At 65.0% G+C, this 23,101-nt stretch carries 18 protein-coding genes; 10 read left to right on the top strand and 8 right to left on the bottom strand.

The features are described 5' to 3' along the window. Positions 1–25: 25 nt before the first annotated feature. Together ACIGJG_RS04390 and ACIGJG_RS04385 are read right to left on the bottom strand one after the other, a co-directional pair. Complete coding sequence (locus ACIGJG_RS04390) at positions 26–910, bottom strand: polyprenyl synthetase family protein (RefSeq protein WP_011297065.1); 885 nt, start codon at positions 908–910, stop codon at positions 26–28. Continuing rightward, positions 907–1,209, bottom strand: coding sequence for an exodeoxyribonuclease VII small subunit (locus ACIGJG_RS04385; protein WP_140951739.1), 303 nt, complete (start codon positions 1,207–1,209; stop codon positions 907–909). The genes ACIGJG_RS04390 and ACIGJG_RS04385 overlap by 4 nt, the downstream gene beginning before the upstream one ends. Before the next feature lie 369 nt (positions 1,210–1,578). Here ACIGJG_RS04385 and ACIGJG_RS04380 point away from each other — a divergent pair, with 369 nt between their 5' ends. The 3 genes from ACIGJG_RS04380 to ACIGJG_RS04370 all read left to right on the top strand — a co-directional run bounded on the left by ACIGJG_RS04380 (position 1,579) and on the right by ACIGJG_RS04370 (position 4,710). Then, positions 1,579–2,682 carry an aromatic ring-hydroxylating oxygenase subunit alpha gene (locus tag ACIGJG_RS04380; RefSeq protein ID WP_011297063.1) on the top strand — a complete coding sequence of 368 codons (1,104 nt, stop codon included), beginning with the start codon at positions 1,579–1,581 and terminating at the stop codon, positions 2,680–2,682. Positions 2,683–2,888: 206 nt separating this feature from the next. After that, entirely contained in the window at positions 2,889–3,812 is a 924-nt protein-coding gene (locus ACIGJG_RS04375; protein WP_011297062.1) for a DMT family transporter, read from the top strand. 34 nt (positions 3,813–3,846) lie between these two features. Further along, the gene (locus ACIGJG_RS04370; protein WP_483672805.1) at positions 3,847–4,710 is read left to right on the top strand and encodes a sulfurtransferase; all 864 of its coding nucleotides are present in this window, start codon (positions 3,847–3,849) and stop codon (positions 4,708–4,710) included. Between the two features lie 15 nt (positions 4,711–4,725). On the opposite strand, the gene ACIGJG_RS04365 is transcribed toward ACIGJG_RS04370, so the two are convergent. From ACIGJG_RS04365 to polA, 4 genes are all read right to left on the bottom strand, one after another. Then, complete coding sequence (locus ACIGJG_RS04365) at positions 4,726–5,541, bottom strand: ZIP family metal transporter (protein ID WP_224009731.1); 816 nt, start codon at positions 5,539–5,541, stop codon at positions 4,726–4,728. A 177-nt stretch (positions 5,542–5,718) separates the two neighbouring features. Then, positions 5,719–6,594, bottom strand: a complete 876-nt coding sequence (locus tag ACIGJG_RS04360; protein WP_140951747.1) for a dienelactone hydrolase family protein — start codon at positions 6,592–6,594, stop codon at positions 5,719–5,721. A 114-nt stretch (positions 6,595–6,708) separates the two neighbouring features. Beyond that, positions 6,709–8,043 (bottom strand): NAD(P)/FAD-dependent oxidoreductase, encoded by a 1,335-nt coding sequence (locus tag ACIGJG_RS04355; protein ID WP_011297058.1) that lies wholly within the window; start codon positions 8,041–8,043, stop codon positions 6,709–6,711. A gap of 214 nt (positions 8,044–8,257) precedes the next feature. Continuing rightward, positions 8,258–11,083, bottom strand: coding sequence for a DNA polymerase I (gene polA, locus ACIGJG_RS04350; RefSeq protein WP_220631418.1), 2,826 nt, complete (start codon positions 11,081–11,083; stop codon positions 8,258–8,260). A gap of 4 nt (positions 11,084–11,087) precedes the next feature. Here polA and ACIGJG_RS04345 point away from each other — a divergent pair, with 4 nt between their 5' ends. The 4 genes from ACIGJG_RS04345 (at position 11,088) to ACIGJG_RS04330 (ending at position 14,556) form a co-directional block, all read left to right on the top strand. Continuing rightward, a complete protein-coding gene (locus tag ACIGJG_RS04345) occupies positions 11,088–12,029 on the top strand; it encodes an LOG family protein (RefSeq protein ID WP_224009699.1) in 942 nt (313 codons plus the stop codon). A gap of 209 nt (positions 12,030–12,238) precedes the next feature. Further along, positions 12,239–12,655, top strand: coding sequence for a hypothetical protein (locus ACIGJG_RS04340; RefSeq protein WP_011297055.1), 417 nt, complete (start codon positions 12,239–12,241; stop codon positions 12,653–12,655). 114 nt (positions 12,656–12,769) lie between these two features. After that, the gene (locus tag ACIGJG_RS04335; RefSeq protein WP_483672804.1) at positions 12,770–13,762 is read left to right on the top strand and encodes a homoserine kinase; all 993 of its coding nucleotides are present in this window, start codon (positions 12,770–12,772) and stop codon (positions 13,760–13,762) included. A gap of 5 nt (positions 13,763–13,767) precedes the next feature. Further along, positions 13,768–14,556 (top strand): BPSS1780 family membrane protein, encoded by a 789-nt coding sequence (locus ACIGJG_RS04330; RefSeq protein ID WP_011297053.1) that lies wholly within the window; start codon positions 13,768–13,770, stop codon positions 14,554–14,556. A 61-nt stretch (positions 14,557–14,617) separates the two neighbouring features. Here the strand turns inward: ACIGJG_RS04330 and ACIGJG_RS04325 are convergent, their stop codons facing one another. After that, positions 14,618–15,376: an IclR family transcriptional regulator gene (locus ACIGJG_RS04325; RefSeq protein ID WP_011297052.1), complete on the bottom strand. Its 759-nt coding sequence runs from the start codon at positions 15,374–15,376 to the stop codon at positions 14,618–14,620. Between the two features lie 209 nt (positions 15,377–15,585). On the opposite strand from ACIGJG_RS04325, the gene sauS reads away from it, so the two are divergent. From sauS to ACIGJG_RS04310, 3 genes are all read left to right on the top strand, one after another. After that, the gene (gene sauS, locus ACIGJG_RS04320; RefSeq protein WP_011297051.1) at positions 15,586–17,052 is read left to right on the top strand and encodes an acylating sulfoacetaldehyde dehydrogenase; all 1,467 of its coding nucleotides are present in this window, start codon (positions 15,586–15,588) and stop codon (positions 17,050–17,052) included. After that, positions 17,049–18,578 (top strand): acyl--CoA ligase, encoded by a 1,530-nt coding sequence (locus ACIGJG_RS04315; RefSeq protein WP_011297050.1) that lies wholly within the window; start codon positions 17,049–17,051, stop codon positions 18,576–18,578. Before sauS ends, ACIGJG_RS04315 begins: the two co-directional genes overlap by 4 nt. Positions 18,579–18,839: 261 nt before the next feature. Next, positions 18,840–20,132: an MFS transporter gene (locus ACIGJG_RS04310; protein ID WP_011297049.1), complete on the top strand. Its 1,293-nt coding sequence runs from the start codon at positions 18,840–18,842 to the stop codon at positions 20,130–20,132. Between the two features lie 24 nt (positions 20,133–20,156). On the opposite strand, the gene ACIGJG_RS04305 is transcribed toward ACIGJG_RS04310, so the two are convergent. Further along, positions 20,157–22,517, bottom strand: a complete 2,361-nt coding sequence (locus ACIGJG_RS04305) for a UvrD-helicase domain-containing protein (protein ID WP_220631413.1) — start codon at positions 22,515–22,517, stop codon at positions 20,157–20,159. Positions 22,518–23,101: the final 584 nt, after the last annotated feature.

Raw genomic sequence — 23,101 nt, 5'->3', positions numbered from 1 at the left:
GGTTTCTGCTGTCCGGCTTGTGTGTTCAATGTGTGCGCAGCACGATCAGGTCCGCCAGATCGGCCAGGCGGCCCGCGCGTGCGCCGAAACCGGCCAGTGCCGCATGCGCGGACTCGCGCAGCTCGGCCGCCAGTGCGCGCGCCGCTTCCAGCCCCATCAGCGAGACATAGGTCGGCTTGTCATGCGCGGCGTCCTTGCCGGCGGTCTTGCCAAGCGTGGCGGTATCGGCGGTGACGTCCAGAATATCGTCTACTACCTGAAACGCCAAACCCACGGCTGCGGCATACCGGTCCAGCGCCGACAGTCCCTGCGCGTCGATTTCACCACAGAGCGCGCCCATGCGCACGCTTGCGCGCAGCAGCGCACCGGTCTTCATGCGGTGCATGGCCTCCAGCGCATCGCGCGACATGGCCTTGCCCACGTTCTGCAGGTCGATGGCCTGGCCACCGGCCATGCCGACCGAGCCAGATGCCACGGCCAGTTCGGCCACGAGCTTCAGCCGCGCCTCGGCCTGTACCGATTGTGCCTGCGCCAGCACGATGAACGCCTGCGTCTGCAGCGCGTCGCCGACGAGCAGCGCCGTGGCTTCGTCATAGGCCTTGTGCACGGTCGGGCGGCCGCGGCGCAGGTCGTCGTCATCCATGCAGGGCATGTCGTCGTGTACAAGCGAGTAGGCGTGGATCATCTCCACCGCGCAGGCTGCGGCGTCGCAGGCCTCGGCGCTCGCACCCGTCACTTCACCGGCGGCATGCACCAGCAGCGGGCGCACGCGCTTGCCACCGCCGAGCACAGCATAGCGCATGGCCTCATGCAGTGTATGCGGCACGGTGTCGGCATTTGGCAACGTTTGGTCCAGCGCGGCCTCGGTCCGGGCGCCCTGCGCCCGCATCCAGCTTGCGAATTCGGTCATTCCTGCTCCATGCCGTTGGCGTTTCCGGCGTTTCCGGCATCACCGGCCATGGGCTTCAGCACGTCGCCTTCGAGTACCCTGACCTGCTGCTCCACCCGCTCGAGCTTCTGCTGGCAGTAGCGGACCAGCTCAGCGCCGCGACGGTAGGCCGCCAGCGACGCTTCCAGCGGCAGTTCACCGCTTTCCATGCTGGCGACCAGCGTTTCAAGCTCGGCCATCGCCGCTTCATACGAAGCGGGCGGCGCGGAACCTGCCGCAGTGTCTTCGGTCTGGACCGGATCGGTCGTGGTTTTTGGCATGTCAGGCTTGGGAACTGTGGGAAGCCCGGATTTTACGCCAAACCCGGCGCTCGCCCCACTCCGGTGCCGGACGTATGCATCACTCGCAGGGTCCTTTTTGGCTGAATGTGACTTGTGCGCTCGGGTCGTCTTTCCGAATGCGCCCGGTACGGCACCCCAATGACGACCCGGGTCGACTTTTTCGCTAAAAAGGCAGGAAAATCAGGCCCTTAACTTTTTGGGGTGGGGTACAATCCCGGGCTCGTCGCCGCAGTCCGCGCAGGCCCTGCCAGGCCAGCAAAGCCGGTCGACAAGTGTTTCCCAAATCGATTCATTTTTCGATGGTTGGGTTGTTCACTGCTTTCACCTGTTTATCTGGGAGTGGGGATAATGTCCAATCTCAGCACCGCGCTCAAGCTGGCGCCGGCTGATTCGCAGTTGCCCGTTGACGTCTATTTCGATGAGGCGCTGCATCAACAAGAACTAGAACTGCTGTTCAGGAATGGCCCGGGCTACGTCGGCCACGAACTGATGGTCCCGGAGGTGGGCGACTACCACACGCTCAAGGCGGAGGACGAAGGCCGCATGCTGGTGCGCAACGCCGCCGGCATCGAGCTGATGTCGAACGTCTGCCGCCACCGCCAGGCCATCATGCTCAACGGCAAGGGCAATTCGAAGAACATCGTTTGCCCGCTGCACCGCTGGACCTACGACCTCAAGGGTGAACTGCTCGGCGCGCCGCATTTCGACCAGCAGCCATGCCTGCACCTGAAGCGTTCGCCGCTGCAGAACTGGAACGGCCTGCTGTTCGACGGCAAGCGCGACGTGCGCGCCGACCTGGCCAAGCTGGGCGTGGCCGAGGACCTGAACTTCGAAGGCTACATGCTCGACCACGTCGAGGTCCACGAGTGCAACTACAACTGGAAGACCTTCATCGAGGTCTATCTGGAGGACTACCACGTCGTGCCGTTCCACCCGGGACTGGGCAGTTTCGTCTCGTGCGACGACCTCAAGTGGGAGTTCGGCGAGTGGCACAGCGTGCAGACCGTCGGCCTGCATGCGGGCCTGAAGCGGCCGGGCAGCATGACGTACCAGAAATGGCACGACGAAGTCCTGCGCTTCAATAACGGCGTGCTGCCCAAGCATGGCGCGATCTGGCTCACGTACTACCCCAACATCATGGTGGAGTGGTACCCGAACGTGCTGGTGGTCTCCACGCTGCATCCGCTGGGTCCGCGCAAGACGCGCAACGTGGTCGAGTTCTACTACCCCGAGGAAATCACGCTATTCGAGCGAGAGTTCGTCGAGGCCGAGCGTGCCGCGTACATGGAAACCTGCATCGAGGACGACGAGATCGCTGAACGCATGGATGCCGGCCGCCTGGCGCTACACAAGCGCGGCACCAGCGAGGTCGGCCCCTACCAGTCGCCGATGGAAGACGGCATGCAGCACTTCCATGAGTGGTACCGGCGCGCCATGGCCTATCAGCGCTAAACAACGCTGAACGACGGGCGATTACCGCACAACCCAGTCACGAACGGACCGCCCCGGCGGTCCGTTTTGCGTTGGCGGCGCCACTACGCACGCTACAATGGCTGCTCGGTCCGGCTGCAAAGCCTGACCGCTCCGAATCGCGACGCAGGGCCACGGCACGATGAAGCCCCGCTCGCACGCCATCTCGATCCGCCTCCTCCCTCGCCATGCAATCGCTCTGGATGTTGTTTGCCGCCTTCTCGTTTTCATTAATGGGGGTGGGCGTCAAGCTGGCATCCGAGTTCTACACGACCGGCGAAATCGTCTTCTACCGCAGCGTGATCGGCGTGGCCATCATGTGGGCGCTGATGGCGTCAAGCGGCGTCTCGGTGCGCACGCCGCACATGCTCACGCACATCAAGCGCAGTGTGTTCGGCGTCACGGCCCTGCTGCTGTGGTTCACATCGATTACGCTGCTGCCGCTCGCCACGGCCATGACGCTCAATTACATGTCGCCGGTCTGGATTGCGCTGATCCTCGGCGCCAGCGCCGCGCTGGCCGGCACTGCGGGCAACGCGGACAAGAAACTGATCATCGCGATCCTGATGTCCTTTGCCGGGGTGCTGTTCCTGCTGCAGCCGTCGGTCGGCAAGGACCAGTTCACAGGCGGCCTGGTCGGCCTGATTTCCGGCATGTTCACGGCACTGGCCTATGTCGAGGTCCGGCAACTCGGACAACTCGGCGAACCGGAGCACCGCATCGTCTTCTACTTCTCTGCTGTGGGATTGGTAGTCGGACTGGTCTGGATGCTGTACTCGGGCCCAACCGCCCACACCTGGCACGGTGTGGGCCTGCTTCTTGCCATCGGCGTGCTTGCCACGCTGGGCCAGACCGCCATGACGCGCGCCTACAAGCGCGGCAATACGCTGCTCACCGCCAACCTGCAGTACGCCGGCATCGTGTTCTCGAGCATCTGGGGCATGCTGATCTGGTCGGACCGACTCAACTCGATTTCCTGGCTCGGCATGGGGCTGATCATTGCCAGCGGCATCGCCACGACGCTCGCTCGCGCACGTCAGGACTCGGGTGAAGAGCCGACGCCGGATACGCCGGTCAAGTCGCCAGAGGCGGAAGTGCATCCGGAGGTGTAGCATTTTCCGAAATGCCGATTGCCAAAGGACGCTCATGCCAAACCCGCTGATTTCCGTCGCCGCGCTGCAAGCCCTGCAAGCCGCGCCGGCACGCAATGTCGTTGTCATCGATTGCAGCTTTGACCTGGCCAATCCGGCTGCGGGCCGCGAAGCCTATCAGCAGGGCCACGTGCCCGGTGCGTTCTACCTGCACCTCGATAACGAACTGTCGGGCCCGAAGACCGGTCACAACGGCCGCCACCCGCTGCCTGACCCCGACGCCTTTACGGACCGCCTGCGCGCGCTGGGCGTGAACCGCGACACCGAAGTCGTTGCCTACGATGCGCAAGGCAGCATGTATGCCGCCCGCTTGTGGTGGATGCTGCGCTGGATCGGCCACGCCGCGGTGACCGTACTCGATGGCGGCAAGCCCGCGTGGGTGAAAGCCGGCCTGCCGCTTGAACATGGTGCCGCGCCGGAACCCGAAACGCCGGGCAACATCCAGCGCGGCGAACCGCTGGTCGCCACTGTCGACGCGGCTGCCCTGCTTGAAAATCTGAATCCGCCGACGCGGCTGGTCGTAGACGCCCGTGCGCCGGATCGCTTCCGCGGCGAGAACGAAACGCTCGACCCTGTTGGCGGGCACATCCCCGGCGCGGTGAACCGCTTCTTCAAGGACAACCTGACCCCGGAAGGCCAGTTCAAACCCGCCGCGGAGTTGCGCGCTGAGCTTGGTGCGGTGCTGGGCCAGACCGCACCGGCGCATGCCGTGATGCAGTGCGGCTCGGGCGTCACCGCGTGCCACAACTTGCTGGCGCTGGAAGTCGCCGGCCTGGAAGGTGCCGCGCTCTATCCGGGCTCGTGGAGCGAATGGTGCGCCGATCCGACGCGCCCGGTCGCCACGGGACCTGCAGCCTGAGCCTGCCGAGACCGCTCAGTCGGACGCCACCGCCCGCGTGGCGTGGCGGTGTCCGCCATGGGCCTGGCGCTCATGGACGCCATTGGTGATGAAGACGATCGCCGTGATGCCGGCCGCCACGAGCACCACCTGAATCGCCGATTCGCGCCAGCGCGGCTTGCGCTGCATCTGCGGCATCAGGTCGCTCACGGCGATGTAGAGGAAGCTGCTGGACGCGATCACGAGCACATAGGGAATCCAGCCGCTCATCTGGTCCAGCAGGAAGTACCCGACCAGCCCGCCCGCCACGGCCGCGACGCTCGACAGCAGGTTGAACGCAAAAGCGCGCGCCTTCGAAAAGCCGGCGTTGAGCAGCACGATGAAATCACCGACTTCCTGCGGAATCTCATGCGCGGCGATGGCCAGCGCCGTGACGATGCCGATGTTCGGATCGGCCAGGAAGGCCGCCGCGATCACAATGCCGTCGGCAAAGTTGTGGAAAGTGTCGCCGACCAGGATGGTCAGGCCGCTGCGGCCCGCTTCTTCACGGTCGTGGCCGTGGTGATGGTGGTGCCCGTCGCCCTCGTGATGGTGCGAGTGGCGCAGCAGCGAGATCTTTTCGAGCAGGAAGAAGCCCAGCAGCCCAGCCAGAAGCGTGCCGAACAAGGCTCGCGGATCGGCACCCGACTCGAATGCCTCGGGCAACGAATGGAGCAAGGCCGTTGCCAGCAGCACGCCCACCGAGAAGCTGACCATGCGTTCGACCACGCGCGAGGCCATTGTCAGCGACAACAGCGCCGCGCCGAAAATGCTGCCCACGCCGGAAATCGTGGCGGCGAGCAGGATGTACAGAAGGGTCGAGTGGATGATGGGCTCCCGGGGCGGTGGTGCCGCATCCGCGGCATGCCGGTTCCGCCCGGCGCTGTGCGGACGGCAAACGCAACAATGTTGCAACAACTGGAAGGCCGCATTGTACGTATTCCGGCGCGGACTTTGCAATCCTCGTCCGCGCAGCGCCTATGAGTACGGTTAGACGACGCCGTGCTGGCGCAGCCAGTCGAGGCACTTCTTCCAGCCGTCCTTAGCGTCCGCCTCGCGATAGCTCGGCCGGTAATCGGCGTGGAAAGCGTGGCCGGATTCGGGATAGACGACGAACTTCGATGCCTTCGCGTCCGGATCCGGGGACGCCGACAGCGCCGCCTTCATCTTCTCGACCTGCTCTTGTGTGATGCCCGTGTCCTTGCCGCCATAGAGGCCGAGCACCGGCGCGTCCAACTGGTCAACCAGGTCCAGCGGGTTCTTCGGCTTCAGCGGCGTAGGCGTGCCGGCGAGCTGCCCGTACCAGGCCACGCCGGCCTTCAGCCGCTCATTGTGCGCGGCATACAGCCACGTGATGCGCCCGCCCCAGCAGAACCCCGTGATCGCCAGCTTCGACAGGTCGCCACCATTGGCGCCGGCCCAGGCCACGGCCGCGTCGAGATCACCCATGACCTGCCCGTCCGGCACCTTGGCGATGACGTTGGTCTGCAGTTCCTGGATGGTGCCGAAGCTCTGCGGATCACCCTGCCGCGCAAACAGCTCCGGCGCAATGGCCAGGTAGCCAAGCTTGGCAAAGCGGCGGCAAACATCGGCGATGTGCTCGTGCACGCCGAAGATCTCGCTGACCACCAGCACCACCGGCAACTTCGTCTTGCCCTCGGGCTGCGCGCGGTAGGCCGGCATGCTGAAGCCGCCCGAAGGAATCGTCACTTCGCCGGCGGTCAGGCCCGCGAAGTCGGTCTTGATCGCCTGCGCCATCGCCGGCAGCGCAGCCGCGGCGAACGCGGAGCCCAGTGCTGTCTTGACGAAACCGCGCCGATTGAAAGTCTGCCCGGGTACCAGGCTTTCCACTTCGGGTTTCAGCATGCATGTCTCCAGGATCGTTGTCGGTTGGGTGTCCGCCGGGGAAGTCCAACGGCGCCAACTGACGATTCTAAGCAAACATGCCGTCACGTGCACCGGCCGGCACGCGGGCGCCGCTCAGTGCAGCTTCACGCGGGGGCTGGTCTTGCTGCGCAACCAGTGCGTCACCGTGTCGAGCCCCATGCCGACCGCGCCGTGAAGCGCCAGCACATGCATGCGGTAGAGCGAGGTGTACATGAAGCGCGCCATCAGCCCTTCGATGAACATCGAGCCGCCGATGAGCCCGCCCATCAGGCTACCCACCGCGCTGAAATGCCCGAGCGATACCAACGAGCCGAAGTCCTTGAACGCGAATTCCGGCAACGGCTTGCCGGCAAGGCGCGCGCGCAGTGCGTCGAACAGGAACGTCGCCTGCTGATGCGCGGCCTGCGCGCGCGGCGGCACCGCAGTCTGCTTCTCGGGCCACGGGCAGCTCGCGCAATCGCCGAACGCGAAGATGTCGGGGTCGCCTTCGCTCTGCAGTGTAGGCCGCACGAGGATCTGGCCTTGCCGGCTGACCGGCAACCCAAGCGTCGCCAGCACCGGCGGCGCGGTAATGCCCGCCGCCCACACCGTCAAGTCGGCATCGATGCGCTTGCCACTCGCAGTCAGCACGGCTTCGGTGTTGACCTCGGTCACGCGCTCGCTGGTGAAGACATCGACGTCGAGCTTGCGCAGCAACTTTGCGGTTTCGGCCGAGACCCGCTCCGATAGCGCAGGCAGGATGCGCGGGCCAGCCTCGATCACGTGGATGCGCACGTCGCGGCGCGGATCGAGCTTGTGCAGTCCGTAGGCGTTGAGCACATGCGCGGTGTTGCGCAGCTCTGCCGACAGTTCCACGCCGGTCGCACCGGCGCCGATGATGGCCACGTCCACGCGCGGCCGGCCGTCCTCGCCAACGCGCCCGCGTCCGTTTTGCGCGCGCACGCAGGCCGCGATCAGACGACGGCGGAAGCGCTCGGCCTGTGCGACGGTATCGAGCGCAATCGCATGCTCCGCCGCACCCGGCACGCCGAAGAAATGCGTCACGCACCCGATGGCCAGCACAAGCGTGTCGTAAGGCAGCTCCCGCGCCGGCAACAGCTCGCCACCGTCGGGGTCGAGGCACGCCGCAACCGAGATCGTCTTGCGCTCGCGGTCGATGCCGGTCATTTCACCCTGCTGGAACTCGAAGTGATGCCAGCGCGCCTGCGCCACGTATTCGAGCTGGTGCGTGTTGGGATCCATGCTGCCCGCGGCAACTTCATGCAGCAGCGGTTTCCAGATATGCGTGGGCAAGCGGTCCACGAGCACCACTTGCGCGGTGCCCTTCTTGCCGAGCTTGTCGCCCAGCCGTGTCACCAGCTCCAGTCCTCCTGCCCCGCCCCCTACGACGATGATGCGATGCGCCCTGCCGTTTGCTCCTGTGGTCATGGTCTACCCGATGCTTTTATTGCTGAGAAACGCTGGCCGTTAGGCATTTGCCCCCAGTTTGCTGCATCGCAGCAGCTGAAGCAAGACAGCAATCACCGATTCAGCAGTCGCTTCATTCCATACGCCAAGTATGTGAAAACAAAGGGTTCCGGGGCATGCAAATGAATACGGCCGGGTACTCCCGGCCGTATGTTCCTATTGCACCTGGCGATGGTCAGTGGGCTTCTTCCCAGTTCGCGCCACTGCCGACTTCTGCAACCAGCGGAACACGCAATTGCGCGACCGAACACATCAACTCGGGCAACCTGGTCTTGACCACGTCCAGTTCGTCCTGCGGCACTTCGAGCACCAGTTCATCGTGCACCTGCATGATCTGGCGCGTCTGCAGCTTGTCGCGTTCGAGCCAGCCCTGCACGGCGATCATCGACAGCTTGATCAGGTCCGCCGCCGTGCCCTGCATCGGCGCGTTGATGGCCGCGCGCTCCGCCGCCTGGCGGCGCGGGCCGCTGCCGCCGTTGATGTCCGGCAGCCACAGGCGTCGTCCAAACACGGTCTCGACATAGCCCTGTTCACGTGCAGTCTGGCGCGTGTCTTCCATGTATTGCGCGACGCCCGGGTAGCGCATGAAGTAGCGGTCGATATAGTGCTTTGCCGCCTCGCGCTCGATGCCGAGGTTGCTCGCCAGGCCGAACGCGCTCATGCCGTAGATCAGGCCGAAGTTGATGACCTTGGCATAGCGGCGCTGCTCGCTGCTCACAGCCTCTCGATCGACGCCGAAGATCTCGGAGGCGGTGGCGCGGTGGATATCCTCGCCATTCGCGAACGCGCGCAGCAAGTTTTCGTCGCCCGAGATATGGGCCATGATACGCAGCTCGATCTGCGAATAGTCGGCCGATACGATCACGCTGCCCGGCGACGCGATGAATGCTTCGCGGATGCGGCGGCCTTCCTCCGTGCGTACGGGGATGTTCTGCAGGTTCGGTTCGGTCGACGCGAGCCGGCCCGTCACAGCTGTCGCCTGGCCATAGCTCGTATGCACGCGTCCCGTGTTCGGGTTGACCATCTTCGGCAGCTTGTCCGTGTAGGTCGACTTGAGCTTCGCCAGGCCACGGTAGTCGAGCAGCAGCTTCGGCAGCGGGTAATCCTCGGCCAGTTTCTGCAGCACCTCTTCGTCCGTCGACGGCGCGCCGCTCGCAGTCTTCTTGACCACCGGCAGCTTCATCTGGTTGAACAGGATCTCGCCGATCTGCTTGGGCGAACCGAGATTGAACGGCTGGCCCGCGGCATCGTACGCGGCCTGCTCCAGCGACAGCATGCGCTGCCCCAGTTCGGCGCTCTGCGCGGCAAGACGTTCCGCATCGATCAGCACGCCGTTGCGTTCGATTTTCTGCAGCACTACGGACACCGGGATCTCGATCTCCTCGTACACGCGGCGCAGGCCCGCCGCGGCGCTGACCTGCGGGAACATCTTGCGATGCAGTCGCAGCGTGACGTCGGCATCCTCGGCCGCGTATTCGGTGGCGCGCGCGAGGTCGATCTGGTCGAAGCCGATCTGGCTCGCGCCCTTGCCGCAGACTTCTTCGTAGGTGATCGTCTTCAGGTTCAGCAGGCGCTCGGCCAGGCTGTCCATGCCGTGGTTGCGATGGGACGCCAGCACGTAGCTTTCCAGCATGGTGTCCTGCGCCACGCCGCACAGGGTCACGCCATGGTTGGCGAACACATGTATGTCGTACTTGATGTTCTGGCCGAGCTTGGGCTTGCTGTCATCCTCAAGCCATGCGCGCATGCGTGCGAGCACGGTATCGCGCGAGAGCTGGCCGTTGTTCTCCATGCCGGCGACGTCCGGGCCACGGTGACCGACGGGGATGTAGCACGCCTCGCCGGGCTCCACCGACAGCGAGATGCCGACCAGCTGCGCGAGCATCGGGTCGAGCGACGTGGTCTCCGTATCGATCGCCGTCAGCGGTGCGCTTTCGATGCGCTGCATCCACGCTTCGAACGCGGCTTCGGTCGTCACCAGCTCGTATCGGATTTCGCTCGGGGCCATGTCTTCGGCAGGCGGGGCCTCGGCTGCCAAGGCAGACGAGGTGGCGGCCGGCGCATCAAACAGTCCGCCTTGCGCGGGTGCCGCGGCAGCGCGCGCCCGCGCTTGCGCGCGCGCATCGGGAAGGCTTTCGCCGGTCGCCTCACGCAGCCAGGTCTTGAAACCGTATCGCGTAAAGAATGCGATGAGCTTTTCCTTATCCTCGCCGATTTCCCGGAGCGCGTGGAAATCCGCCACGGCCGCGCTGAGGTCGCAGTCGGTTTTGACGGTGACCAGTTCGCGCGCCTTCGGCAGCCAGTCCAGCGTGTTGCGCAGATTCTCGCCGACCACGCCCTTGATGCCGGCTGCGCCCGCCATGATGTTGTCGAGCGTGCCGTGTTCGGTCAGCCATTTGACGGCCGTCTTGGGCCCCACCTTGGGCACGCCCGGCACGTTGTCCACGGCATCGCCGATCAGCGACAGATAGTCGACGATACGTTCGGGCGGCACGCCGAACTTCGCATTCACGCCGGCCGGATCGAGCACTTCGCCGCTCATGGTGTTGACCAGCGTGACCTGGTCATTGACGAGCTGCGCCAGATCCTTGTCGCCGGTGGAGACCACCGTGCGCACCCCCTGCTCGGCGGCCTGCCGCGCAAGCGTGCCGATCACGTCGTCGGCCTCCACGCCTTCCACCACGACGATCGGCCAGCCCAGAGCACGCACCGCTTCGTGGATCGGCTCGATCTGGCGGGCCAGATCCTCGGGCATCGACGGGCGGTGTTCCTTGTACGCGGGATACATCTCGTCGCGAAAGGTCTTGCCCTTGGCGTCGAACACGCAGGCGCTATACTCTGCCGGGTAATCGTTGCGCAGCTTGCGCAGCATATTGATCATGCCGTAGATTGCCCCTGTGGGCAGACCCTCACCATTCCTCAGGTCCGGCAGCGCGTGATAAGCGCGATACAAATAGCTCGATCCATCGACGAGCAAGAGTGTTTTTGGACTATCCGACATTCCCATGGACTCTAAATTGACTGGTGCTGCAGCGGGCGGTGCTCCGACCGCCCCCCTTGCCGACCCGGATGTTTCCGATATCTCCGGCGATACCGTACAACCCCCGCCGGAAGCTGCTTCCGAACACGCGGCTGCCATTGCGCGCGCGGCCGATGCCGCCGCTGCCGGCAATCCCGCGCAGCCGCCTGCTGATGGCCCGGCCGGCTCGCGCGCGAATCCGCGCAAGATGATTCCCAGCCTGCGTGCGCTGGCCGACGAAGACCGCGCGACCGCTAAGAAGGCGCGCGCCTCGTGGCAAATGTTCACGATTATGGCAGAGTTCATCGAGGCGACCGAGTACCTGTCGGAGATCCGGCCGGCGGTCTCGATCTACGGTAGTGCGCGCTTGCGCGAGGATTCGCCGTACTACCAGCGCACCATCGAAATCGCGCGGTTGTTCTCGGATGCCGGCTTCGCCGTGATCTCCGGCGGCGGCCCCGGCATCATGGAAGCGGCCAACAAGGGCGCGCACGCGGGCAAGTCGGCCAGCGTCGGCCTCAATATCGAACTGCCGCATGAGCAGCAGGGCAATCCGTACCAGGACATTGCCATGCGGTTTCGCCATTTCTTCACGCGCAAGGTCACCTTCGTCAAGAATTCCGATGCGTTCATCGTCATGCCCGGCGGTTTCGGCACGCTCGACGAGCTGGCTGAAGTGCTGACCCTCGTGCAGACGGGCAAGTCGCGTTCGGTGCCCGTGGTGATGTTCGGCAGCCGTTTCTGGAAGGGCCTGCTCGACTGGTTCCGTTTCACGCTGCTGCCGATGGGCCTGATCGCGGAGCACGACCTCGACCTGATGAAGATCGTCGACGAGCCGCATGAGGTGCTGGAAGCGGTCTACGAGTACTACGAGCGCCGTGGCGGCGACAAGCCGATTCCGCCCAAGGAAGAGATGTTTTACCTGTAAGACAATAGCGCGAAGCAGGGTGGTTTCGCGGCCACCCTGCACGGTGTTGCCGGGGTGCCCCACAGGGCACGGCGGCGGCCCTTTCGCAGCAGGAATTGCTAGAATGGGAGGTATCCACTTGCCAAGCCCGGCGCCACCGGGTAGCAGCCAACGCCGCATTCCGCCGCGCAGCATGCCTTCTCCACGGCTGCGCCGCACAGGAGCCCCTGATGACCTCCCCCTCATTCCGGCCCGCCGCGCTTTCCGGCCCGGCGCCAGCAACCGCCCGGACACCGCGCCTGGCGCTGGCAGCCGCCGTGCTCGCCCTGGCCCTGCCCGGCCTGGCGCTGGCCCAGCCCGCCGAGGAAAGCAACGCCCTGACCCAGCAGGAACTGAACCGCATCAACAACCAGCCGATCGCCCCGGCTGCGCAAACGCAGATCAACCAGCCGCGCCAGCCGAGCTTCCAGCTCAATGAGCGCGACGGCACGCAGGTGCGCGAATACCGCGACAAGGGCCGGGCCACCGATATCCAGGTCAAGTCCGGGTTCGGCACCAAGTATCAGATGAGCAAGCCGGAAGACAGCTCGCCCAAGATCCGCGAGCACGACGTCAATCGCGTGCCTTCCGTGAACCTGACGTTCTGATTTTGACTACCCACGGCCCGGCATGACACCGGGCCGCGCCGGTCCTCCGGCAGTCTTGCCGCGGCGGCGGCCACCCTTGTGCCGCCGCTTTCCGTTCCGCATCACAAAACGAGTATGGCCGTATTCACCACGGTCTCGCACGACGAGATCGCCAGCTGGCTGCTTGACTACGACCTTGGCGAAGTCCGCGAACTGCGCGGCATCGCCTCCGGCATCGAGAACAGCAACTTCTTTCTGACGACGGAGCAGGATGGCCGCACGCGCGAGTACGTGCTGACCATCTTCGAGCGCCTCACCTTCGATCAGCTGCCCTACTACCTGCACCTGATGGCGCATCTTGCCACGCGCGGCATCACCGTGCCCGCGCCGATCCCGGCGCGCGACGGCGAGATCCTGCGCGCCCTCAAGGGCAAGCCCGCGACTATCGTCACGCGCCTGCCTGGCGCTTCGCAGCTTGCACCCGACGCCGAGCATTGTGCGGAAGTCGGCGACATGCTCGCGCGCATGCATTTGGCTGGGCAGGACTACCCGCGCCAGCAGCCGAACCTGCGCAGCCTGCCCTGGTGGCAGCAGACCGAAGCCGAGATCGTGCCTTTCCTCGATGCGCAGCAACGCACGCTGCTGCAGCAGGAGATCGCGCACCAGGCCGCGTTCTTCGGCAGCGCCGACTATGCGGCCCTGCCGGGTGGCCCGTGCCACTGCGACCTGTTCCGCGACAATGCGCTGTTCGAAGAGGTCGGGGGCCACCATCGCCTGGGCGGCTTCTTCGATTTCTACTTCGCCGGCAACGACAAGTGGCTGTTCGACCTGGCCGTGACTGTCAACGACTGGTGCATCGACCTGGCCAGCGGCGAGCTGGACAACGCGCGGGCGCATGCCATGGTGCAGGCTTATCACGCGGTCAGGCCGCTCAGCGCGACGGAAGCCGCGCACTGGCGCGACATGCTGCGCGCGGGCGCGCTGCGCTTCTGGGTGTCGCGCCTGTGGGACTTCTACCTGCCGCGCGAAGCCGACATGCTCCAGCCGCACGACCCGACCCATTTCGAACGCATCCTGCGCCGGCGCCTCGCCATGACGGCCGATGGCGCCGCGCTTGCCTGGATCTGATTGGTATGCAACTACTGGAAGTCCCCGCCAAGGAAGGCTACGTCTGGTTCCGCCAGGGCATCTGGCTGTTCCGCAAGAATCCGCTCGCGTTCCTGATGCTGCTGTTCATCTACCTGATCGCGGCGCAACTCGCCATCGTGGTACCGCTGATCGGCATCATCGCGCTGCTGGTCGTGACACCCGGCCTGTCGGTCGGCGTCATGACAGCGTGCCGCGAAGTCATCCAGAACAAGCGCGTGTTGCCCACCATACTGTTAGCGGGATTCCGCACCAACGGCAAGGAAGCCACGCGCAACCTGCTGGTGCTCGGCGGCATCTATGCGGCGCTGGTATTCCTGCTGAGCCTGATCGCCGGGGCGCTCGTCGACATGAGCGCACTGCTGCCGATCCTGCTCAAGGAAGAAGCGCTGACGGCGGAGGCCGTGCGCCAGCTCTATTACGCGCTGCTGATCGGCGCGCTGCTCTATACGCCGATCGCCATGATGTTCTGGTTCGCGCCGCTGCTGGCGGCATGGCATGGCGTGCCGCCGGTCAAGGCGATGTTCTTCAGCTGGACCGCCTGCTGGCGCAACCGCGGCGCGTTCTTCACCTATGTGCTGCTGTTCGCGGTGCTGCTGGTGGCAATCCCGTTTTTCCTCGAAACTATCTTCAGCGCGTTCGGCGCCGAGACCGTGCTGTCGTTCCTGGTCACGCCGTATTCGCTGCTGATGCTGGCGATCCTGTACTGCTCGTTCTATGCGACGTACCGAGGGTGCTTTAACGTGGTGCCCGCGGAACAGGGCGCAACGACCTGAATTGCATATCGAAAAGGCCGGCGTCATGCCGGTCTTTGAAGGCTGCCGCTTGCAGCGCTCTTCACTCGCTGAACGTCCTTCCCATCTCCTCCGCTGCCGACCTCAAATCCGGCACGAACTCATACAACCGATCCATCGACATCCGCGCCAGCGGCGCCTGCACAGCGATAGCAGCGCAAGCGCGATTGCGGTTCAGCATCACCGGCACCGCCACAGCAATCATCCCCTGCAGGTTCTCCTGATTATTGACCCCAAGCCGACGCCGCCGCGTCTCGGCAAGTTCGGAACGGAGAACCTCGACGTCCGTAATGGTGTTAGCCGACTGCGCCCGCAACGGCAACCCCGCGATCACCCTCTCCCGCTGCGCACAAGGTAAGAACGCCAGCAGCAACTTCCCGCTCGCCGAGCAATGCAGCGGCACACGCGATCCCGGCTGCAGATGCATCCGCAACGGCCACTGCGTCTCCACGCGATCGAGATAAACCACATCGTCACCCGACAGCATCGTGAGGTTGCAGGTCTCGCCAACCTTGTCGACCAGTTGCTGCAGGATCGCATGCCGCGCCGCCGCAGGTCCCGCTTGCATCAGCACATTGACCGCGAACTGCCGCACGCGTGACGAGCACTCGTAATACCGGCTGCCCGCCGTGCGCGACACCAGCCACGTGCTTTCGAGCTGCTTGAGCAGGCGATGCACGGTCTGCTTCGGCAGCCCGATCTCCTGCACGATGTCCGCGAGCGAAAGCGGCTCCTCGGCCATGGACAGGATCTCGAGGATGCGGAAGGCGCGCACCGCGGCGGCGTTCGAGTGATTGCTCATGGATTCAATTTATAGGATTCCGGGACGCCCTGACGTCCCGAAAACTGCGATCCGTGCTGCATGCCGTTCGAGCGCTCGCGAAAGCGCACAAATTGGGACGAACCACCGCGCGGGCTTCACTAGATTCGATCCGGGGCCAGCGCAATCCGCCACACAGCGAGCCACGCGGAAGCCGCCGGACCCCATTGTCCAAACCGCGGAGTCGATCCATGAGTGTGCAAATACTGCGTCACCGGCAGTCCAACAATCCCGATTTGTCCCTAGCCGCAACTTGCGATCGCGACCCGGCTCAGACCGTGGCCGAGGTTGTCGCGCGGGCCAGGCACGCGCAGCGCGAATTCGCGCGTGCCGACCAGGCCACCATCGACACTGCCGTGGCTGCGGCCGCCTGGGCGATCATGGAGCCCGCGCGCAACCGCCGGCTCGCCGAATGCGCCGTGGCCGACACGGGGCTCGGCAATGTCGAGGACAAGATCCGCAAGAACTACCGCAAGACGCTGGGGCTGCTGCGCGATCTGCACGGCCGAAAGACGGTCGGTGTGATCTTGCAGGATGCGGAAACCGGCATCACCGAAATCGCACGTCCCGTCGGCGTGGTGGCGGCCATCACGCCGTCGACGAATCCGGGGGCCACGCCAGCCAACAAGATCATCAACGCGCTCAAGTGCGGCAACAGTGTGATCGTCGCGCCATCGCCTAAGGGCCAGGGCACGTGCGAGCTGCTGCTGTCGTTCATCCACGCGGAGTTCGCGAAGGCGGGACTGCCGGCCGATCTCGTGCAGATGCTGCGCTCGCCAGTCTCGAAAGCGGCCACGGCGGAACTGATGCGGCAGGCCGACCTGATCGTCGCCACCGGCTCGCAGGCCAATGTGCACATGGCCTACACCAGCGGCACGCCAGCGTTCGGCGTGGGTGCGGGCAACGTGGCTTCGATCATCGACGCCAGCGCCACGCTTGACGATGCCGCGGCGAAGATCGTGCGCTCGAAGACGTTCGACAATGCAACGAGCTGCTCGTCGGAGAACAGCCTCGTCGTGCTCGATGCCGTCTACAAGCCCATGCTCAGGGCACTGGCTGCGGTCGGTGGCGTACTGCTCACGTCGACCGAAAAAGCGCGGCTGCAGGCGCTGATGTGGCAGAACGGGAAGCTTGTCGGCGAAGCCACGGGGCAAAGCGCGCGGCGCATCGCCGAACTGGCGGGACTTGAACGCGTACGCGACCAGCAGCCGACCATGCTGCTCGTCGAGGAAAGCGGCGTTGGCAGTGACTTCCCGTTCTCGGGAGAAAAGCTCTCGCCCGTGCTCACGCTGTACCGCGCCGCCGACTTTGCGGCGGCTGTCGACACCGTGTCGCGCCTTTACGACTACATGGGCGCGGGACATTCGGTCAGCTTGCACACTAGCAATCCCCGTCAGGCACAGCAGCTTGGGCTTGAACTGCCGGTCGCGCGCGTGATCGTCAACCAGGCGCACTGCTTCGCAACGGGTGGCAACTTTGACAACGGGCTGCCGTTCTCGCTGTCGATGGGCTGCGGCACCTGGGGCGGCAACAACTTCTCGGACAACCTGGGCTGGCGCCAGTACCTCAATATCACTCGCATTGCCGAACCCATCGCCGAACGCGTGCCCGATGAAGCCGAACTGCTCGGCGACTACTTCGCGAGGGTCGGCCAATGAACGCGCGCGTCGAACCCCAAGCCTTCGAAAGCCTGGCCACGGTGATGGCTGCGCGCGCCGCGCAATGGCCGGACCAGCCGTATCTGCTCTCCCCCGACAGCGGCCATGCGCTCACGTTTGGTGCGCTGTCCGCTGATGCGGACGCGCTCTGCGAACGCTATGCGGCAGCCGGACTGGCGAGCGGGCAGACCGTGTCGGTCTACCTGCCCAACGGCGAACAGACCGCTCGGCTGTTGCTTGGCACGATGGCGTGCGGGCTGGTCGTCAACCCGATCAACCTGCTGTGCCAGCCAGCGCAATTGCGCTACATCCTCACGCACTCGGACACGCGGCTCATCTTCACGTGGCCAGGCGGCGAAGCGGCGATCCGCGAGGCGCTGCGTGAAGCCACGCTCGATGTGCCCGTCGTGATCACGGCACCAGACGCCACCAACCTGCCCGCGCTGCCCGTAGTGAGGAACGATGCCCCTCCGCTGCCATTGCCCGAGCCAGACGCGCCCGCGCTCCTGATGTACACGTCGGGCACCACGGGCACACCCAAGGGCGTGCTGCTCACGCACCACAACCTCGCGACGAATGGCGCCAACGTCAGCCGCGAACATGCGCTTGGCCCGGCCGACCGCGTGCTGGCGACGCTGCCGCTGTATCACATCAACGGCCTCGTCGTGACGGCGATCGCGCCCCTGGTCCACGGTGGATCAGTCGTAATGCCGACGCGATTCTCAGCCAGTTCGTTCTGGCACGACATCACGCGCCATGGCTGCACGTGGCTCAACGTCGTCCCAACCATCATCGCCTACCTGCTCAATGATCCCGACGGCAAGGCGCCCGCAGGCGTGCGCTTCTGCCGCTCGGCGTCGGCCGCGCTGCCGCCCGAACACCATCGCGAGTTCGAGGATCGCTTCGGCATCGGCGTGATCGAGACCATGGGCATGACCGAGACTGCCGCGCCCGCGTTCAGCAATCCGCTCGATCCCCAACAAAGGCGCATCGGCAGCATCGGCCGGCCCTCAGGGACGCATGCACGAGTGCTGGGGCGTGACGGCAAGCCAGTGGATGACGGGCAGATCGGCGAGATCGTCCTGCAAGGCGAGAACGTGATGGCCGGCTACTACAAGGCGCCCGACGTCACGCGCGACGCCTTCACGCACGACGGCTGGCTGCGCACGGGCGATCTCGGCTACCGCGATGCCGATGGCTACTTCTACATCACGGGCCGCGCGAAGGAACTGATCATCAAGGGCGGCGAAAACATCGCCCCGCGCGAGATCGACGAAGCGTTGCTGCGGCACCCTGCGGTGCTCGAAGCTGCCGCGGTCGGCGTGCCGGACCCCGCCTACGGGCAGGAGATCGTCGCGTTCGTCGTCATGCGCGATGCCACGCCGTGCGATGACGCCGCACTGCGCGCGCACTGCCTGCGCGAGCTGGGCCGCTACAAGACGCCGAAGGAGTTCCGCTTCATCAGCGAACTGCCGCGCGGTCCGTCCGGCAAGGTGCAGCGGCTCAAGCTGCTTGATCCTGCGTAGCCACCTGACTCCTCTATTCCCCGGAACGTCCGCGTGGCGGCATCCCGGTCCACAACTATTGCCAAGGAGGCCATCGAACTGCACCGCACCGGAACAGGAGACAAGACTTATCCGGTAACCCGACAGACAGCAGATTGCTCAAGGACTGGGCAGCACGGCAGACGCCGCGCCCCGGCCACCCGAATGCGCTTGGCAATGGACCAATGCGCCGGGCGGCCGCCCCGTCAACGCCACGCGCGGTAGCCGCGCAAAGGAGGTGGTATGAAGCAACGCATCAAGACCCGGCATATGATCCTCGGCGTCATGTGCCTGATGTATTTCATCGCCTATATCGACCGCGTCAACATCTCGGTCGCCGCCCCGCTGATCCGCGAAGAGATGGGACTGACGTCTTCGCAGCTCGGCCTGGTGTTCTCCGCGTTTGCGTACCCGTATGCCGCCATGCAGATCCTCGGCGGCTGGTTGTCCGACAAGTTCGGGCCCAAGAAGGTGCTGATCGTGCTGTCGCTGATCTGGGGCGTGGCCACCGTGATGACCGGCTTCGCGGGCAGCGTGATGATGCTGGTGGTGCTGCGCTTCGTGCTCGGCATTGGCGAGGGCGGCGCGTTTCCGACCGCGACACGTGCGTTCACGTACTGGATGCCGGTGGCCGAACGCGGCTTCGCGCAGGGCGTCACGCACAGCTTCGCTCGACTTGGCGGAGCGATCACGCCGCCGATCGTGCTCGCCATCGTGGCGACTGCCGGTTGGCGTGAAGCGTTCATCGTGCTCGGCGCGATCAGCCTCGGCTGGACCCTGCTCTACGCTACCGTCTTCAAGGATTCGCCCGACGAGCACAAACGCGTGACGCCGCAGGAGTTGCAGGAGATCGGCTACCGGCGCGGCGAATGCCAGCGCTCGGCCAAGGCGGCAACGCCATGGCGACGCCTGTTCCGGCGCATGTGGCTCGTGACGTTCGTGGACTTCTGCTACGGCTGGTCGCTGTGGGTCTACCTGACCTGGCTGCCGTCGTACCTGAAGGAAGCGCGCGGCTTCGATCTCAAGCAGCTCGCATTGTTCACGGCGCTGCCGCTGATGGCCGGCGTGGTCGGCGACACGCTCGGCGGCGTGCTGTCGGACCGCGTCTACAAACGCACGGGCAACCTGCGCCTGGCGCGCGGCTCGATTCTGTTCCTCGGGCTTGCCGGCTCGCTGATGTTCATCGTGCCGATGACCTACACGGCCGACGCGGTCAACGCCGTAATCCTGCTGTCGCTGTCGTTTTTCTTCCTGGAGCTGACCAACGCCGTGCTGTGGAGCCTGCCGCTCGACATCGCCGGCAAGTACGCCGGCACCGCGGGCGGCATGATGAATACGGGCTTCGGACTGGCCGGCATGATCTCGCCGGTGGCGTTCGGCTACCTGATCGAGACCACGGGCAGCTACAACCTGCCGTTCATGATTTCGGCGGGACTGCTCGGCGTCGGTGCAATCGCGGCGTTGTTCATCAATCCGCTGAAGACCGTCGATACGCCAGAGGAAAAGGCGGCCGAGGTGCGTCCGGCCTTCCCCTGATCCGGCATGCGAGGCCGGGCCCGCTCAGTTGATCGGGTCCAGCTTCGCCACCGACAGCGCGAGCCACTTGGCGCCGTGGCGCTTGAAGTCGATCTGGGCCCGCGCATCCGCGCCATCGCCTTCGAGCGCCTTGATCACGCCCTCGCCGAACTTGTTGTGGAACACCTGCTGGCCCACGCGGAAACCGGTGCCGGCTTCGCGCTTGGCATCGGCATAGCCGTTGCCCGTGTCCATGCCGCCGGTCGGCTTGTTGCCCGAATACGGGGCGTCCTCGGGCTTGCGGAACCAGTCGCGGCCCCATGCGTTGTCACGTTCCTGGCGGCGCACGCCGCCGTAGCTCTGCTGCTGCGGCGTGAGCCACTTGAGCGCCTCTTCCGGCAGCTCTTCGAAGAAGCGCGAGCGCACGTGGTAACGCATCTGGCCGTGCAACACTCGGCTCTGCGCGAAGGACAGGTACAGCCGCTCGCGCGCACGCGTGATCGCCACGTACATCAGCCGGCGCTCTTCCTCAAGACCGTCCTGCTCCATCGCGCTGTTCTCGTGCGGGAACAAGCCCTCTTCGAGCCCGGTGATGAAGACCACGTTGAACTCGAGGCCCTTGGCGGCGTGTACGGTCATCATCTGCACCGCGTCCTGGCCCGCCTGCGCCTGGTTGTCGCCGGCCTCGAGCGAGGCGTGCGTGAGGAAGGCCACCAGCGGCGTCATCACCACGGGCAGCGCTTCGGGGTCCAGCACCTGCTGGGCCTGGTCGCCTTCGGCAAGCTGCTGCACGACCTGGGCCGCGCGCGATTCGAAGCCGACCGGGATCACCGCGGCCAGCGCCTCCAGCCCGTAGCCCTCTTCCACGACGAATGCCTGCGCGGCGGTCACCAGTTCCTGCAAGTTCTCGATGCGATCCTGGCCTTCCTTCTCGCCGCGGTAATGCGTGATCAGTCCGCTGGCATTGGTCACGTGCTCCACGACCTCGGCCAGCGTCATGCGACGCGTCTCGGCGCGCATCTGCTCGATCAGGCGGACGAATGCGGCGAGCTTGCTGCCGGCCGCGCCCGGCACATAGGCCACGGCCTCGGCCAGCGAGCAGTTGTACTGGCGCGCGGCATCCTGCAGTTGCTCCAGCGAGCGCGCGCCAATGCCGCGCGCGGGGAAATTCACCACGCGGCCAAAGGCCGCATCGTTGCGCGGGTTCTCCAGCAATTGCAGGTAGGCGAGCGCGTGTTTGATTTCAGCGCGCTCGAAGAAGCGCAGGCCGCCATACACGCGATACGCGATGCCCGCCGAAAACAACGCATGCTCAATCACGCGCGACTGCGCGTTGCTGCGATACAGGATCGCAATCTCCGACCGGCTCATGCCCTGCGCAATCTGGTCGCGGATCTCCTCGACCAGCCACGACGCCTCCTGGCCGTCCGATCCCGCCTGGAACACGCGCACCGGTTCGCCGTGGCCCGCATCGGTACGCAGGTTCTTGCCGAGGCGTCGGGAGTTATGCGAGATCAGGTGATTGGCCGAATCGAGGATATGGCCGTGCGAGCGGTAGTTCTGTTCGAGCTTGATCAGCTTGCGCACGCGGAACTCATGCTCGAAATCGCGCATATTGCCGACATTCGCGCCACGGAACGCGTAGATGCTCTGGTCGTCGTCGCCGACCGCAAACACCGCCGCCGGATTCTGCGTGCCATGGCCGGCCAGCAGCTTGAGCCACTGGTACTGCAGCACGTTGGTGTCCTGGAACTCGTCCACCAGCACATGGCTGAAGCGGTGCTGGTAGTGCTGGCGGATGGCGTCGTTGTAACGTAGCAGCTCATAGCAGCGCAGCAGCAACTCGGCGAAGTCCACCACGCCCTCGCGCTGGCATTGCTGATCGTATGCGGCGTACAGGTCGACGAAACGGCGGTTGAAGTCGTCGTTCGCCTCCACGTCGGCAGGACGCAGGCCCTGCTCCTTGGCGTTGTTGATGAAGTACTGGAGGTTCTTGGCCGGGTACTTCTCGTCATCGACATTGAGCGCTTTCAGCAGGCGCTTGAGCGCCGAAAGCTGGTCCTGGCTGTCGAGGATGGCAAACGTCTGCGGCAGGCCCGCGTCGCGGAAATGCGCGCGCAGCATGCGGTTGCAGAGGCCGTGGAAAGTGCCGATCCACATGCCGCGCGTGTTGATCGGCAGCATCGAGGACAGGCGCGTCTGCATTTCCTTGGCGGCCTTGTTGGTGAAGGTCACGGCCAGGATGCCCGCCGGCGACACCCGTCCGTTCTGGATCAGCCACGCGATGCGCGTGGTCAGCACGCGCGTCTTGCCGCTGCCCGCGCCGGCCAGGATCAGGGCCGGCTCGTCAGGCAGCGTGACGGCGGCGAGTTGTTCGGCGTTCAGGTTGGCGAGCAGATCGGACATTCAGGATGTAGGGGGTGAATGGCGGTTTGTCGGTTTTGGTGTTTTGGAGGTTGGTGGTTCTTGGCGGGCGCTGCTGTTTCGCCGGCGTAGCCGGCGAGTCACTTTTTGTCCGAGCGACAAAAAGTGACCAAAAAGCGCGTCTCCTGCGGGCACTAGCCCAATTCCATCCAGCCCACCTCCTGCGAAATCGCTGAACCGGGAGTGGTACCGGCAATACGGTTTTAGTGCAGATGCCGCGTCGCTCCGACCGAGGTCTACCTCCAAACCGACTAGGATGCGCGCGCAGCGCAGCCGAAGGCGTCCCGCCACTGACCGTATTGGAACGCTGTACCCGAGACCAACTTGGGGATCGTTCAAAAGTCGTGCCGCGCCAGGCACAGGTTCTGACTCACATAGCGTTAGCAGGCTTGAACGAAGATCACGTCTCGCGAGACCAAAGCCGTTTGAACCATAGGAGCGTACCGTTGATGGCCAGCCGCCAGGCGACGCGTTTTTTGGTTACTTTTTGTCGCTCGGACAAAAAGTGACTCGCCGGCTACGCCGGCGAAACAGCCGCACCTGCCAAGCACCCCACCCCATCAAAC

Source organism: Cupriavidus sp. C1SS-2L, from assembly GCF_057073735.1.
The sequence above is the reverse complement of the archived record's forward strand: the minus strand, read 5'-3'. Positions and strand labels throughout refer to the sequence as shown.

What these genes read in the sequence shown, in the direction of transcription:
- ACIGJG_RS04390 (WP_011297065.1), bottom strand. Translation starts at nt 910, where the DNA reads ATGACCGAATTCGCAAGCTGGATGCGGGCGCAGGGCGCCCGGACCGAG.
- ACIGJG_RS04385 (WP_140951739.1), bottom strand. Translation starts at nt 1,209, where the DNA reads ATGCCAAAAACCACGACCGATCCGGTCCAGACCGAAGACACTGCGGCA.
- ACIGJG_RS04380 (WP_011297063.1), top strand. Translation starts at nt 1,579, where the DNA reads ATGTCCAATCTCAGCACCGCGCTCAAGCTGGCGCCGGCTGATTCGCAG.
- ACIGJG_RS04375 (WP_011297062.1), top strand. Translation starts at nt 2,889, where the DNA reads ATGCAATCGCTCTGGATGTTGTTTGCCGCCTTCTCGTTTTCATTAATG.
- ACIGJG_RS04370 (WP_483672805.1), top strand. Translation starts at nt 3,847, where the DNA reads ATGCCAAACCCGCTGATTTCCGTCGCCGCGCTGCAAGCCCTGCAAGCC.
- ACIGJG_RS04360 (WP_140951747.1), bottom strand. Translation starts at nt 6,594, where the DNA reads ATGCTGAAACCCGAAGTGGAAAGCCTGGTACCCGGGCAGACTTTCAAT.
- ACIGJG_RS04355 (WP_011297058.1), bottom strand. Translation starts at nt 8,043, where the DNA reads ATGACCACAGGAGCAAACGGCAGGGCGCATCGCATCATCGTCGTAGGG.
- polA (WP_220631418.1), bottom strand. Translation starts at nt 11,083, where the DNA reads ATGTCGGATAGTCCAAAAACACTCTTGCTCGTCGATGGATCGAGCTAT.
- ACIGJG_RS04345 (WP_224009699.1), top strand. Translation starts at nt 11,088, where the DNA reads ATGGACTCTAAATTGACTGGTGCTGCAGCGGGCGGTGCTCCGACCGCC.
- ACIGJG_RS04340 (WP_011297055.1), top strand. Translation starts at nt 12,239, where the DNA reads ATGACCTCCCCCTCATTCCGGCCCGCCGCGCTTTCCGGCCCGGCGCCA.
- ACIGJG_RS04335 (WP_483672804.1), top strand. Translation starts at nt 12,770, where the DNA reads ATGGCCGTATTCACCACGGTCTCGCACGACGAGATCGCCAGCTGGCTG.
- ACIGJG_RS04330 (WP_011297053.1), top strand. Translation starts at nt 13,768, where the DNA reads ATGCAACTACTGGAAGTCCCCGCCAAGGAAGGCTACGTCTGGTTCCGC.
- ACIGJG_RS04325 (WP_011297052.1), bottom strand. Translation starts at nt 15,376, where the DNA reads ATGAGCAATCACTCGAACGCCGCCGCGGTGCGCGCCTTCCGCATCCTC.
- sauS (WP_011297051.1), top strand. Translation starts at nt 15,586, where the DNA reads ATGAGTGTGCAAATACTGCGTCACCGGCAGTCCAACAATCCCGATTTG.
- ACIGJG_RS04315 (WP_011297050.1), top strand. Translation starts at nt 17,049, where the DNA reads ATGAACGCGCGCGTCGAACCCCAAGCCTTCGAAAGCCTGGCCACGGTG.
- ACIGJG_RS04310 (WP_011297049.1), top strand. Translation starts at nt 18,840, where the DNA reads ATGAAGCAACGCATCAAGACCCGGCATATGATCCTCGGCGTCATGTGC.
- ACIGJG_RS04305 (WP_220631413.1), bottom strand. Translation starts at nt 22,517, where the DNA reads ATGTCCGATCTGCTCGCCAACCTGAACGCCGAACAACTCGCCGCCGTC.